The sequence below is a fragment of the Niallia sp. 03133 genome (assembly GCF_052663225.1).
Genome location: NZ_JBQTCY010000002.1, coordinates 445,948 through 460,919, shown reverse-complemented (window position 1 = coordinate 460,919; position 14,972 = coordinate 445,948). Strand labels below are relative to the sequence as shown.

Annotated in this window: 13 protein-coding genes and 1 pseudogene; all 14 read left to right on the top strand. The window is 37.0% G+C overall.

The window, feature by feature from the left end; translation table 11 throughout:
* A pseudogene (locus ACTYBU_RS04720) lies at nucleotides 1-187 on the top strand (ABC transporter permease); the annotation flags it as partial.
* A gap of 256 nt (nucleotides 188-443) precedes the next feature.
* The gene (gene yfmF / locus ACTYBU_RS04715) at nucleotides 444-1,724 is read left to right on the top strand and encodes an EF-P 5-aminopentanol modification-associated protein YfmF (protein ID WP_445487538.1); all 1,281 of its coding nucleotides are present in this window, start codon (nucleotides 444-446) and stop codon (nucleotides 1,722-1,724) included.
* On the top strand, nucleotides 1,724-3,007 hold the full coding sequence (yfmH, locus tag ACTYBU_RS04710; protein ID WP_445487537.1) for an EF-P 5-aminopentanol modification-associated protein YfmH: 1,284 nt from the start codon (nucleotides 1,724-1,726) through the stop codon (nucleotides 3,005-3,007). Before yfmF ends, yfmH begins: the two co-directional genes overlap by 1 nt.
* Nucleotides 3,008-3,197: 190 nt before the next feature.
* Entirely contained in the window at nucleotides 3,198-3,920 is a 723-nt protein-coding gene (gene ymfI, locus ACTYBU_RS04705; RefSeq protein WP_445487536.1) for an elongation factor P 5-aminopentanone reductase, read from the top strand.
* A gap of 149 nt (nucleotides 3,921-4,069) precedes the next feature.
* Nucleotides 4,070-4,327 (top strand): DUF3243 domain-containing protein, encoded by a 258-nt coding sequence (locus ACTYBU_RS04700; protein ID WP_445487534.1) that lies wholly within the window; start codon nucleotides 4,070-4,072, stop codon nucleotides 4,325-4,327.
* 256 nt (nucleotides 4,328-4,583) lie between these two features.
* A complete protein-coding gene (locus ACTYBU_RS04695; RefSeq protein WP_445487533.1) occupies nucleotides 4,584-5,375 on the top strand; it encodes a YmfK family protein in 792 nt (263 codons plus the stop codon).
* A gap of 19 nt (nucleotides 5,376-5,394) precedes the next feature.
* Nucleotides 5,395-6,285 (top strand): helix-turn-helix domain-containing protein, encoded by an 891-nt coding sequence (locus ACTYBU_RS04690; RefSeq protein WP_445487572.1) that lies wholly within the window; start codon nucleotides 5,395-5,397, stop codon nucleotides 6,283-6,285.
* Nucleotides 6,286-6,567: 282 nt separating this feature from the next.
* A complete protein-coding gene (pgsA, locus tag ACTYBU_RS04685) occupies nucleotides 6,568-7,146 on the top strand; it encodes a CDP-diacylglycerol--glycerol-3-phosphate 3-phosphatidyltransferase (protein ID WP_445487531.1) in 579 nt (192 codons plus the stop codon).
* Nucleotides 7,147-7,519: 373 nt separating this feature from the next.
* Complete coding sequence (locus ACTYBU_RS04680; protein WP_445487529.1) at nucleotides 7,520-8,758, top strand: competence/damage-inducible protein A; 1,239 nt, start codon at nucleotides 7,520-7,522, stop codon at nucleotides 8,756-8,758.
* Between the two features lie 204 nt (nucleotides 8,759-8,962).
* Nucleotides 8,963-10,006, top strand: a complete 1,044-nt coding sequence (gene recA / locus ACTYBU_RS04675) for a recombinase RecA (protein WP_445487528.1) — start codon at nucleotides 8,963-8,965, stop codon at nucleotides 10,004-10,006.
* A 531-nt stretch (nucleotides 10,007-10,537) separates the two neighbouring features.
* Entirely contained in the window at nucleotides 10,538-12,109 is a 1,572-nt protein-coding gene (gene rny, locus ACTYBU_RS04670) for a ribonuclease Y (protein ID WP_445487570.1), read from the top strand.
* 329 nt (nucleotides 12,110-12,438) lie between these two features.
* Complete coding sequence (locus ACTYBU_RS04665; protein ID WP_445487527.1) at nucleotides 12,439-13,236, top strand: TIGR00282 family metallophosphoesterase; 798 nt, start codon at nucleotides 12,439-12,441, stop codon at nucleotides 13,234-13,236.
* Between the two features lie 334 nt (nucleotides 13,237-13,570).
* Nucleotides 13,571-13,831, top strand: coding sequence for a stage V sporulation protein SpoVS (gene spoVS / locus ACTYBU_RS04660; RefSeq protein WP_016201204.1), 261 nt, complete (start codon nucleotides 13,571-13,573; stop codon nucleotides 13,829-13,831).
* Nucleotides 13,832-14,045: 214 nt separating this feature from the next.
* Nucleotides 14,046-14,972: a dipeptidase gene (locus tag ACTYBU_RS04655; protein ID WP_445487568.1), complete on the top strand. Its 927-nt coding sequence runs from the start codon at nucleotides 14,046-14,048 to the stop codon at nucleotides 14,970-14,972.

Sequence of the window (14,972 nt, the reverse complement as noted above, 5' to 3'; positions counted from 1 at the left end):
ACTTTTCTTTGGATTTGCCCAAAGTATAAGCATTGTAGGAGGCAGTCTTCCATTCCTGGACAATGTTCCAAGCGTTTATTTATTAATCGCTCCATATGTATTAACGATTGTAGCGTTAACAGGATTTATTGGACGTGCTGATGCTCCAAAAGCAGCTGGAATACCCTATATTAAAGGAAATAGATAAGGTAGAAAAGCGAAAGCACATGATAAGCTCGGCAGCTAGAAATTATTCTAATTGTTTATAAAAAAGCCTTTTCTTCCGATTGAAGAAAAGGTTTTTTGCATGGAAAGGAAATAAATTCTAACTCTTCATGTCTATAACTTGAAAAAGGAAGAGTAAGACCGTTATAGTTAGAATATCATTAAAATAAGAGAGAATACTATTTAGGAGGCTATCACCTTCGGAATAAACAATGAAGAAATACTTTAGGAGGAATGTTATGAGCGTTGCTGCAGAACAAGTCAAACAATATCAAGGTTTTAATTTACATACTGTTAAAACCGAAAAATTTAAAACGAATAGCATTACTATAAAATGGAAATCTCCCATTAAAAAAGAAGATATTACAAAACGAGCTCTACTGCCGTACGTTTTGCAAAATAGTTCTTCTAAATATAATACTACTACTGCGCTTCGGTCTTATTTAGAGGAGTTATATGGTGCTACATTTTTTGTTGATTTATCCAAAAAAGGGGAGTATCATATTATTTCTTTCTCGTTAGAAATTGCCAATGAAAAATTTCTTTCTGATCCAGCCCCCTTATTAAAAAAGGGAATTGAATTTTTAGCAGAGATTATTTTTCATCCAAAAGCAACTGATAGAGCATTCGATTCTTCTGCTGTAGAAAATGAAAAAAGAGCTTTAAAGCAAAGAATTCAAGCCGTTTTTGATGATAAAATGCGCTATTCTAATTTTCGTTTAATTCAAGAAATGTGCAAAGGGGAAGCCTATGCACTTGGAGTAAACGGGGAAAAAGAAGCTGTAGACTCAATAACTTCTTCCGATTTATATACTTATTATGAAAAAGCACTAAACGAAGATCAAATTGATGTTTATGTTGTTGGAGATATCGAAGAAGACGACGTTGCTTCCTTTGTAGACTCACTGTTTCCTTTTGAAAAACGGGAAATTAAAACAGTAGAACATCCTGCTGAACATAAGGTGGAGAAAGAAAAGGAAATTCGAGAAGAGCAAGATATTAAACAAGGGAAATTAAATATCGGCTATCGCACGAATGTTTTATACGGAGACGACGATTATTTTGCACTGCAAGTTTTTAACGGAATCTTTGGAGGGTTTTCCCATTCCAAACTATTTATTAATGTCAGAGAAAAAGAAAGCCTGGCATATTATGCAGCAAGCCGCTTGGAAAGCCATAAAGGACTGCTGCTTGTGATGTCTGGCATAGATCAGCAAAATTATCAAAAAGCAGTAACCATCATTAATGAGCAGTTGGAGTTAATGAAAAAAGGCGAATTTACAGAAGATGAAATCATGCAAACAAAAGCAGTTATTCATAATCAGATGCTGGAAACGTTGGACACTTCAAGAGGAATGGTGGAAGTGTTTTATCACAATGCCGTGAGTCAGATGAATGTTGGGATGTCAGAATGGCTCCAAAGCATCAGCAAAGTGTCAAAAGAGGAAATTAAAAATGTTGCCAATAAAATTGAACTAGACACCGTCTATTTTTTAACAGGATCGGAGGGGAATGCATAATGGAGAAAATATCTTTTGAACAGCTGCAAGAAGACCTTTATTATGAACAGCTGGAAAATGGTTTAAAAGTTTATATTCTGCCGAAAAAAGGATTTAATAAAACATTTTGCACGTTCACAACGAATTACGGTTCTGTGGACAATACCTTTATCCCTTTAGATGGTTCTGACTATACGAAGGTGCCTGATGGAATTGCTCATTTTTTAGAACATAAATTATTTGAAAAAGAAGACGGAGATGTATTCCAAGACTTCAGTAAACATGGTGCGTCAGCAAATGCCTTTACTTCTTTTACAAGAACAGCGTATTTATTTTCGAGCACATCCAATGTAGAAAATAATTTAGAAACATTAATTAATTTTGTGCAGGATCCTTATTTTACCGAAAAAACAGTCGAAAAGGAAAAGGGGATTATTGGGCAAGAAATAACGATGTATGATGATAACCCAGATTGGCGTCTGTATTTCGGACTGATTCAAAATATGTATGTCAATCATCCTGTCAAAATTGATATTGCCGGAACTATTGAATCCATCTCTCATATTACGAAAGATATGTTGTATGAATGCTATCATACTTTTTATCATCCTAGTAATATGCTGCTATTTATTGTCGGTCCGGTTAATGCAAAAGAATATATGGAAAAAATAAAAGCAAATCAGCAGAAAAAAGATTATACAAAACATAGTGAAATTAAACGTAAATTTGCCGAAGAGCCGAAAGAAGTCAATGAGAAAAAACAAGTGCTGAAAATGAATGTTCATGGCTCCAAATGTTTAGTAGGAATTAAAGCAATTGATGTTAATCAATCGGGCGCAGAAATGCTTAAAAATGAATTATCCATTAATGTGCTGTTGGATCTTTTATTCAGCAATAGTTCCGAAAATTATCAAACATTATTTTCATCTGGTTTGATTGACGATACGTTTTCTTATGATTATACACAAGAGAATGGATTTGGTTTTGCGATGATCGGCGGGGATACGAGTGACCCAGATAAATTGGCAGATACGATTAAGGAAATGTTGACGGCTGCTGTATCTGATGACTTTAAACAAGACACATTAGAACGAACAAAAAAGAAAAAAATCGGTGCTTTCCTGCGTGCGGTCAATTCTCCAGAGTATATCGCCAATCAGTTTACAAGGTATTCTTTTAATGGAATGAATTTATTTGATGTAGTTCCAACGATAGAAGAAATTACAGTGGAGGATATTCGTTCTGCTGCAAAACGTCTTATTGAAGAAGACCGAATGACTGTTTGTCAAGTTGTACCCAAATGACCATTGCCAAAAGAAGGAATAAAGTTTTTTCGATATTCTGGAGTTTTGGCAAATAACATGATGCTTACACTAAGACACAATAAGAGGTTTTCTTATTGTGTTTTAGCTTGTAAATGAAAATCATTTTGCAAAATGTGGAATACAGCTATTATAAAAGGATAATAATTAGGTTTTTAATGGAGGATTTTCATTGGGGAAACATATTTTAATAACAGGAGCAACTGGAGGCATTGGCTTGGCTGTTGCCCGTCTCTTAGCTGAAAAAGGATATTCACTATATTTACATTATTTTCAAAACGAACAGGCGATGGAAGCATTGGTAAAAGAACTTCAGCCGTTTGGCGGAGAGTATATGCCAATTAAAGCAGATTTGCGAAAAAGGGATGCCTATAAAAAAATCACAGAATCTGTTTTTTCGATAGATGGCATCGTACACTCGAGCGGGATTGAATCTTACGGGCTTTTTACCGATTTAAAAGACAGTGAACTAGATGATTTATGGAATATTCATGTTTCTTCTCTTATGTGCATAACAAGAGAACTTTTACCAAAATTGCGCTCCAAACAGTCAGGCAATATTGTGGTGATTTCTTCTATTTGGGGTCAAATTGGTGCAAGCATGGAGGTAGCGTATTCTACTGTAAAGGGGGCTCAAATTTCATTTGTGAAAGCATTAAGCAAGGAGCTTGCATTAAACGGAATACGTGTAAACGCGATTGCTCCAGGAGCAGTAGACACTGGCATGCTTAATCGTTTCGGTTTGGAAGAAAAAGAGTCTATAAAAGAAGAAATTCCAATGGGAAGACTTTGCTATCCACATGAAGTGGCGGAAAGTGTTTTGTTTTTACTATCCAATGCTTCTTCGTACATTACAGGACAAGTATTAGCAGTTAATGGAGGCTGGTCTGTTTAGTGTGTAGATTTCTAGGGTAAATATAATGGATACCTACTTAAACTTGATGCACTTTCAAGTTTTTCAGGAAAGAGTATGCATATTTTTATGTCCACACATGCAAAATAACTACGTAATACACTTTAGGAAAATGGAAAGGAGTATTTCGTATGTCTATTTTAGAATCTTGGGATCAATGGAAAGATTTTCTAGCTGATCGTTTGCATCATGCTCAAAATGAAGGAATGAATGAACAAGTAGTTGGCGATTTAGCCTTCCAAATTGGCGATTATTTATCCAATCAAGTAGAACCAAAAAATGAGCAGGAAAGAATGCTCTCCGATCTTTGGTCTGTAGCATCAAAAGAAGAACAGCATGCAATTGCCAATATGATGCTAAAGCTTGTCCAAAATAATGGTACAAACTAAGTAGCTGAGCAGGAATAAAAAAGAGGTGGCGCAAAAATAAAGGGCAAATCAGACAGATACAAGAATAGACGATGTTCATGTTTTGTTTGTATAACCTCTTTATTAAAGGGCCACCTTTTTTTCTTTCTTAAAAAGTATGGAGCATGTCCATTTTTTCTTTTTATCCATTGGTTTTCTCTTTCATCTTTCGTTACTTTCCTTTATGATAGAGAAATAAGAACAAAAGAAAATAGGGATTTTTTGCAGGAGGATTTTTTTGGAAAAAAAAGAATGGTATTTAGAATATGAAATTCAAAAAAACCGCCCTGGGCTTTTAGGCGATATTTCATCATTATTAGGGATGTTATCCATTAATATAGTAACGATAAATGGAGTAGATGACGGCAGGCGAGGATTATTAATGCTTGCAAATTCGGATGAACAAATTAAACGATTAGAATCGATTTTATATACAATGGACACCATAAAAATAATAAAGCTGCGTGTTCCAAAACTTAGGGATCGTTTAGCAGTAAGGCACGGTAGATACATACAAAGAGATGCTGATGATAAAAAAACATTTCGCTTTGTACGAGACGAACTAGGTTTATTAGTTGACTTTATGGCTGAATTATTTAAGCTGGAAGGTCATAAATTAATTGGCATTAGAGGGATGCCTAGAGTTGGCAAAACTGAATCAATTGTTGCAGCAAGCGTTTGTGCTAATAAAAGGTGGCTTTTAGTCAGTTCGACACTATTAAAGCAAACTGTCAGAAATTCGTTAATACAAGATGAGTATAGTGAAAATAATCTTTTTATCATAGATGGAATGGTTTCATCCAAACAAATGAATGAAAAACATTGGCAGCTAGTCCGGGAGATTATGCGAGTCCCTGCAGTAAAAGTAGTCGAGCATCCGGATATGTTTATTCAGGCTTCTGAATATTCAATGGAAGACTTCGATTATATTATCGAGCTAAGGCATGAGCCTGGTGAAGTAATTGAGTATGATGCAAGAAAAAGAAATGCACTCCTGTTGGGAAATGAATTTGAAGGCTTTGATTTTTAGTTAGTTGGAAGGTGTTATTTTGAGTGAATTGGGCAATCGTTTAAAAGAAGCAAGATTAGCAAAAGGATTAAGTTTAGAAGAATTGCAGGAAATGACGAAAATTCAAAAACGTTATTTAGTGGGCATTGAAGAAGGAAATCATAGCATGATGCCGGGGAAATTTTATGCTCGTGCTTTTATTAAGCAATATGCAGAAGCTGTCGACTTGGCCCCAGAGGAATTATTTGAGGAGTTTAAAGAAGAAGTTCCTTCTACTATAAATGATGAAATACCAGAACAGCTGTCAAGAGTAACATCGAGAAAAACAATGGCTATTGGAAGTTCAAAAGTTTTTGATATACTTCCGACCATTTTTATTATCCTTTTAGTGATTGGCATATTTTTTCTTGTATGGTATTTTGTCTTTGCAAAAGGGAACGATTCAGATACTGCACCAAAACCGAATAAAAGCAGTGAAGCTAATTACCAAGAATCAGAAAAATTAAAAGAGAATAAAGAAAAAGAGGACAAAGCAGATAAGAATAATACAGAGGAAAATAACAGCAAGAATGAAGAGCAAGCTAAAGAAGAAGAGGAAGCACCAAAACAAGAGGTATCCGTTGTAAAAACAGCAGGACGAACTACCGAATATGAATTGAAAAATACAGACAAGTTTGAGTTGAAAGTTGTATCTACCGGAGAAACATGGATAAATATAAAAAATGGGAAAGGTTATTCCTTCTTTCAAGGAATCTTGAAAAAAGGAGAAACGGAATCCAAATCTGTTGACTTCTCTAAAGAAACAGAAGCAGTTATTGTGATCGGAAATTCCGCTCAAACGGAAATTTACGTCAATGATGAAAAAGTAGATTTTGCGGTATCTCCTGCAACATCTGTTCGTCAGGATATTACCATTCGCAACAATAAGTAGGAAGAATTAGTCATTCGTTCGATTGTTCAGGTTAAGAATAGATAAAAGTTTTCGCTGTCTTTACATAATGGGTGAATTGTGCTTGGGAGAAAGAGGCGCAGTTACGGAAGCCCCCATGTTGCGTTGGATCAGCGAAGAAATATGTGTCTATCTTATTTCACTGTCATCGTATAAATGGCTATTTTTCGCTTTTTCCTATTGTTTTAGGGTATAATACTAATGTTTTAAAAATTTATTTAGTGATGAAGACGACTGTGCGTTCATTAAATCGGAGGAAAGATAATGAATTTACCAAACAAAATTACCATTTCGCGCATTTTTTTAATCCCAGTTTTTTTAGTGATTATGCTAGTTGAATTTCCTTGGGGAAATATGACGCTTTTAGGTGTTACACTGCCTGTTGCTCATTTTATCGGCGCTCTCATTTTTATTATTGCTTCTACTACAGATTGGATCGATGGATATTATGCTAGAAAATATAACTTAGTAACGAATTTAGGGAAGTTTTTAGACCCTCTCGCAGATAAATTATTAGTTTCTGCAGCCCTGATTGTACTTGTAGATTCTCAATTAGCACCGGCTTGGATTACGATTGTTATTATCAGCAGAGAATTTGCTGTAACCGGTTTGCGTCTTGTATTAGCAGGCGGTGGAGAAGTCGTGGCAGCAAACATGCTTGGTAAGATAAAAACCTGGGCTCAAATCGTTGCTATATCGGTATTGCTTTTGCATAATATGATTTTTGAACTTGGCTCCATTCCCTTTGCAGATATAGCATTATGGATTGCTTTAATTTTTACGGTTTGGTCTGGGTGGGATTATTTCGCAAAAAATAAACAAGCGTTTGTTTCTTCTAAATAATCTTTGCAAAAATATTCTATTTTATCCCACTCTTAACGGGCAGTAAGACCCCCACCTCGGAGATGCTGAGGAATCGAAGAAGCTAGGTAGGGATAACTGCCCGTAAAGGTCCGATAAGAGGTACACAAACTAAGGTCGCCACTTCCTGTGGACCGCAAGCTTTCCATCAGTGGGGGATGAAGAAAACCCCTACTGATGGAAAGGTTCACTTTATGGAATGATTACAACATGATATATTCTTTCGTTGAACGGTGATGCTTATGTCCCGTTCTTCTTATTATAGGAGTTCATACATATATTAGGTGGTATAAAATAAGAAACTGCTTTTTAAGAATTAGTTGCATAGTGCTTTAGAAAAGGAAGGGGAAACAAGATGAATGCAGAGATAATTGCGGTTGGATCAGAGTTGCTGCTTGGACAAATTGCCAATACAAATGCCCAATTTTTATCAAAAAATTTAGCAGAATTAGGTGTAAATGTTTTTTATCATACCGTCGTGGGCGACAACCCCCACCGATTAAAAGAAGCAATGAAAATAGCGGAAGAACGTTCCGATTTGCTGATTTTCACAGGAGGACTTGGACCAACTAAAGATGATTTAACAAAAGAAACAATTGCAAATCATTTAGGAAAAGAGCTGGTTTTTGATCAAAAAGCACTTTTTTCCATTCAACAATATTTCGAGCGTACCAATAGAGATATGACAGAAAATAATAAAAAGCAGGCACTTGTACTGGAGGGGAGCCAGGTTTTAGCGAATGACCACGGCATGGCACCAGGAATGTTTTTATCGCGAAATAAAAATCATTATATGCTCCTTCCTGGACCACCAAAAGAAATGCAGCCGATGTTTTTGCTATATGGGCATCCTGCCCTGCAGGCTAAACTGACAAATAAAGAAGTCATTCTTTCTCGTGTGCTTCGTTTTTTTGGGATTGGCGAATCTTTGCTGGAAACGAAAATAGAGGATTTAATTGATGAGCAGACAAACCCTACGATTGCTCCTTTAGCAGGGGACGGAGAAGTAACACTTCGAATTACTTGCAAACATCATTCCCTGACTGCTGCAGAAACATTGATTAAAGAAACAGAAAAAAAAATATTCGAACGGGTCGGCACATACTTTTACGGGTATGATGATACAACACTTGTAAAAGAGCTGACAAAAAAACTGCAGGAAAAAGGGTTGACCATCGCAGCGGCAGAAAGCTTGACGGGAGGCATGTTTCAGCAAGAGATCACCTCGATTACAGGAGCGGGGAAAATATTTCATGGAGGAATAGTGTGTTATACAAACGATGTAAAACAACATATTCTCCATGTAAAAGAAAGCACGATCAATCAAGATGGAGTGGTAAGCGAAAAATGCGCTAAAGAGCTTGCTGAAAATGTTGCTAAACTATTAAACTCAAGTATTGGAATAAGCTTTACAGGTGTTGCTGGCCCAGAAGAGCTTGAAGGCAAGCCTGTTGGAACCGTTCATATAGGAATCGCGAGAGAAGGAAAGCCGACAGAAGTGGAAACGCTTTTGCTTGCTGGCTCAAGAGAAGCAAATAGAAAAAGAACAGTAAACTATGGACACTACTTTTTATTAAAAGCGTTAGAAGAATAATAGGAGTTAGTGCCCGCAGGCAGTTATATCGGAAAGCTATAGCTGGCTTCCTTGTTTAATAGATAAAAAAACGAATGAATGTTCTGCTTTTCGCTCGACAAACGATAACAAAAAGAGTATATTTAATATATATTCTTGAACAACAAATGAATCTACTTCATTTCCATAAATGATTCATTTTCATATAAAAGGAGGAGAAAGTTTTTGAGCGATCGTCAAGCTGCGTTAGAAATGGCGTTAAAACAAATTGAAAAACAATTCGGTAAAGGTAGTATTATGAAACTGGGAGAACAAACAGATAGAATAGTATCCACAGTTCCTAGTGGCTCATTAGCATTGGACGCAGCGCTTGGTGTAGGCGGATATCCAAGAGGCCGCATTATTGAAATCTATGGTCCTGAAAGTTCTGGTAAAACAACCGTTGCCTTGCATGCTATTGCAGAAGTTCAAGCAACGGGAGGACAAGCAGCATTTATTGATGCAGAGCACGCATTAGATCCGGTATATGCACAAAAATTAGGTGTTAATATAGATGAATTGCTTCTTTCCCAGCCAGATACAGGGGAACAGGCTCTTGAAATTGCGGAAGCGCTAGTTAGAAGTGGTGCAGTAGATATTCTTGTTATTGACTCGGTTGCAGCGCTTGTGCCAAAAGCAGAAATTGAAGGAGAAATGGGAGATTCTCATGTTGGTTTGCAAGCACGTTTAATGTCCCAAGCCCTTCGCAAACTTTCCGGTGCTATTAATAAGTCTAAAACAATTGCTATATTTATTAACCAAATTCGCGAAAAAGTTGGAGTTATGTTCGGTAACCCTGAAACTACACCAGGAGGACGTGCTCTAAAATTCTACTCAACTGTTCGTTTAGAAGTTCGCCGTGCAGAAACATTAAAGCAAGGAACAGATATGGTAGGAAATAAAACAAAAATTAAAATCGTAAAAAATAAAGTAGCCCCGCCATTTAGAGTAGCTGAAGTAGATATTATGTACGGAGAAGGCATCTCTAAAGAAGGGGAAACAATTGATCTTGGCTCTGAATTAGACATCGTACAAAAGAGTGGTTCATGGTATTCTTATAATGATGAAAGATTAGGGCAGGGAAGAGAAAATGCAAAACAATTCTTAAAAGAAAATCCGGAAGTGAGAAATGAGATTTCCCGAAAAATTCGCGATCACTATGGATTAGATAAAGAAGTCGTTTTTAAAAATGCTGATGACGAGCAAGAATCACTTGAGTTAATTGATTAATTGCTTGTGAAAGAGGGGATTCTCCTCTCTTTTTTTATTTGTTAAAAACAGTTGAATATAGGAAAAAAATGAAAAAAACAGAATGGAAACAAAGATAAAGTGAACCTTTCATCAGTGGGGATTTTCTTCCTCCCCCACTGATGGAAAGCTTGCAGTTCACAGGATGTGGATCACACAAACGTTGCCACAGGAAAGTGGCTACCTTCGTTTGTGTAGCTCCCTCCGACCTTTACACTAGCTTCCTCGATCTCTCAGCATCTTGAGCTTGGGGTCTTACTGCCTGTTAAGAGTGGGATAAATATGTTTATTAGTACACATAGAGGAAAATAGAGGCAAACGACCTAATGCAAGCTCTTGACAATGAATTGGCACAACTATACAATTATATTGTATATTTTACATTTTTATGAGTATGAAAAACCTAGAAACCATTTGCGGCTATGTAGAACTTTCATTTTTAAAAAGAATACTTGAGCCAATACTTTTAAAATCGTAACAAACACAAGTTCATAGCAAGAGGAGGTGAAAATGATGGACCCAATAATAATCCTCATCTCCATTTTGCTTGGCCTAATCGTAATTGCCGTTGTTGGCTTTGTTGTATATTTTATTCGTAAATCCAATGCAAACGCAAAAATTAATAGTGCGACAATTACTGCTGAACAGATTGTTGACAATGCAAATCGTGAAGCAGAAGCATTGAAAAAAGAAGCTTTGCTGGAAGCAAAGGATGAGATTCACAAGCTTCGAAGTGAAGCAGAACTAGAAGTTCGTGATCGAAGAAATGAACTACAAAAACAAGAAAATCGTTTATTGCAAAAAGAAGAGAACCTTGATCGTAAAGGAGAAACGTTAGATAAACGTGAAACAATTTTAGAAAAGAGGGACGATTCTCTTAATAAAAGACAACAGCATATGGAAGAGATGGAAAGCAAAGTGGACGAGATGGTTCGTAAGCAGCAGACTGAACTAGAACGCATTTCCGGCTTAACTAGAGAAGAGGCTAAGTCCATCATTTTAGAGCGAACAGAGCAGGAAGTTGCTCATGATATCGCGGTAATGATTAAGGAAAGTGACACTAGAGCTAAAGAAGAAGCAGACAAAAAGGCAAAGGAAATTTTGTCGCTTGCTATCCAACGATGTGCGGCTGATCATGTAGCAGAAACAACTGTTTCTGTTGTAAACTTGCCTAATGATGAGATGAAAGGTCGAATCATTGGAAGGGAAGGCCGTAATATTCGTACCCTTGAAACATTAACTGGAATTGACCTAATTATCGATGATACACCAGAAGCGGTTATTCTGTCAGGATTTGATCCGATCAGAAGAGAAACTGCCAGACTGGCATTAGATAAACTTGTCCAAGATGGAAGAATCCATCCTGCAAGAATCGAGGAAATGGTCGATAAAGCACGACGAGAAGTAGATGAGCATATTCGAGAAATCGGCGAACAAACTACTTTCGAAGTGGGTGTACATGCACTTCATCCAGATTTAATTAAAATTCTTGGGCGTTTGAAATTCCGAACAAGTTATGGACAAAATGTTCTGAAGCACAGTATGGAAGTAGCACAATTGTCCGGAATTCTAGCTGCAGAGCTAGGCGAAGACGAAACACTCGCACGGAGAGCTGGTTTGCTTCATGATATTGGAAAAGCAATTGACCATGAAGTAGAAGGAAGCCATGTGGAAATCGGTGTAGAGCTTGCTAGTAAATATAAGGAACATCCTGTAGTTATTAATAGCATTGCTTCCCATCACGGTGATACGGAACCAACTTCTATCATAGCTGTTCTTGTGGCAGCAGCAGATGCACTTTCTGCTGCAAGACCTGGCGCACGAAGAGAAACACTGGAAAATTATATTCGTCGTCTTGAAAAGTTAGAGGAGATTTCCGAATCTTATGATGGTGTAGAAAAATCATTTGCTATCCAAGCAGGCCGTGAGATAAGAATAATGGTAAAACCAGATCTTATAGATGATTTGGAATCTCATCGATTAGCAAGAGATATACGCAAAAAAATCGAAGAAGAGCTAGATTATCCAGGTCATATAAAAGTGACGGTTATTCGGGAAACAAGAGCTGTTGAATACGCAAAATAAAACGGTGCATTTGCACCGTTTTTATTTTGCATAGGAGATACTTCATTTAGCTCCTACATAACAAGCCAATCAATTGATAAAGTAAACTTCCATCAGTGGGGGTTTTTCCTCATCCCTACTGATGGTTAGTTGAACTTATCGGACCTTTACGGGCAAGTTTCAACACCTAGCTTCCTCGATTTCTCGGCATCCCCGAGGCGGGGGTCTTACTGCCCGTTAAGAGTGGGATAAAATTCTAGTGTGGTTGAATAGGCTGCTGATTTTCACTCTTCGTTTAGCCATATGTTAAACTAATAGTAATTCATGTTAAGAATAGAAAGGAAAAAGGTATGCATATTTTATTTATAGGTGATGTGGTCGGTTCAATGGGAAGAGATATGATCAAAGAATACGTACCTAAGCTAAAGGAAAAGTATCGTCCTCAAGTAACCATTATTAATGGAGAAAATGCTGCTGGCGGCAAGGGGATAACAGAAAAAATTTATCGTGGTTTTTTAGAAGTGGGAGCACAAGCAGTAACATTAGGAAACCACACATGGGATAATCGAGAAATATTTGAATTTATAGACACTGCGAAGTACTTAGTTAGACCTGCTAATTTTTCAAAAAACAATCCAGGAAAAGGCATGGTATTTGTAAAGATTAATGACATAGAGGTTGCAATTATCAATCTGCAAGGAAGAACATTTATGAATCCAAGTGATGATCCTTTTATAAAAGCAGATGAATTGGTGGCTGAAGCGAAAAAAAGAACGGATATAATCTTCGTTGATTTTCATGGAGAAGCAACGAGTGAAAAGCAGGCAATAGGCTGGTATTTAGACGGAAAAGTCACAGCTGTAGTTGGAACTCATACACATGTACAAACCGCAGATAATCGCATTCTTCCGCAAGGAACGGCATTTATGTCGGATGTGGGCATGACAGGACCATACGATGGCATATTGGGAATGGAAAGAGAAGCAGTATTGCATCGTTTCTTAACCAACCTACCGACAAGATTTGAACCGCCGAAAACAGGAAGATCCCAATTGAGTGCCTGTATAATTGAAGTAGATAAAAAAACAGGAAAAGCAAAAAAAATCGATCGTATTCTTATCAATGACGATCATCCGTTTTACTCCTAAACAAGCTGTATGACTCCTATCCATTCGTGGATAGGAGTTTTTTTGCTGGAATTCCTATTTTGCCTTTCTTTACAGCGGGAGTCAGCAACGATTCGATAACATTTGGCAAAGAGCAAACCAGACGAAAGGCGCAGAGTGTGTAAAATCTCATTATACTATTGGTGGCAAGCATCCATTAAAAAACTTCTATAAGCGGGTTTTTTGAATTTTTTATGTCCAAGCTGGAATATGTGATTTAAAAGTGGAATATAGTAACAATGGAATGATATATATTCCTGATATGTTCTCACACCTTGTGAGTCATGCGGGGGGGTTAAACAAGGAGGAGCTAGAAATGGAGATATTAAAGGTTTCAGCAAAGTCTAGTCCCAATTCTGTAGCTGGTGCGCTTGCTGGTGTTCTGCGAGAAAGAGGTGGGGCAGAAATCCAAGCTATTGGTGCAGGTGCATTAAATCAAGCGGTTAAAGCAGTAGCTATAGCAAGAGGATTTGTAGCACCTAGCGGCGTGGATTTAATCTGTATCCCGGCCTTCACCGATATTGTTATTGACGGCGAAGAACGAACAGCCATTAAGCTCATTGTGGAGCCTAGATAAAATCAATAGCAAGAAGAAAGAATTAATCATTAACTAGTAACCTATCATTCTCTCAACAAATTGGTTTCTTTTCTTTCAACATAGTTAGAAAAAAATGAAGGAAAAAGATCATGCAAAAAAATAAGAGGGCGAACCTGGAAGCATCTGCTGTCAGGTTCTTTTTTTGAAGCGTAAACTATAATGAAAAAGATATTTAAAATAGGGGTTGGTTATTCTGTATTTTTTTGATGCACACTGTGATGTATTGTACAAAATGTTTTTAGACCCAACTATTGATTTTTATCATAGTGACAAATTGCAAGTGACGTTAAAAGGATTGGAACAAAGCGGGGCAAAAATCCAATCCTTTGCTATTTATATTCCGGAAACGGTTCATCCGGATATGCGGTTCCACGCCTCTTTAAAAATGGTGGACATTTTCTACGAAAAAATTTTAAAGCCATATCCTCATCTGAAGCTTGTGCAGTCACAAAAGGATGCTGCTCGTTTACAAGCGAATGAAATAGGTGCGATATTGACATTAGAAGGCTGTGAAGCAATTGGAAGTGATATGGTAAAATTAAAAACTTTATTGCGATTAGGTGTAACATCAGTTGGCCTTACATGGAATAATGCCAATGCAGTCGCAGATGGTGCATTAGAGCCAAGAGGAGCTGGTTTATCCTTATTTGGAAGAGAAGTGGTGGATCAATTAAACAAGCATCATTGCTTGTGTGATGTCTCTCATCTTTCAGAACAAGGATTTTGGGATGTAATCGAACTTGCAAGCTTGCCATATGCATCCCATTCAAATGCCTATACACTTTGCCCTCATCCTCGGAATTTGCGGGATGACCAAATCAAAGCATTAATAGAAATTAATCGTGTAATTGGCATTACCTTTGTCCCGGAATTCTTAAGTGGCACCACTTCTGCAAGCATTACGGATATAGTAAGGCATTTGGATTATATTTGTGCACTAGGCGGAGAGAATCATGTAGGGTTTGGATCAGATTTTGATGGAACAACACACAGCGTAAAGGATCTGCAATCTATCAATCATTATCCCCATTTAATCGATGAATTAACAAAATACTATAGTTCCAGTCAAGTAGAAAAATTTCTCTATAAAAATTTGATAAAAAGATATGCTGCTAGATAA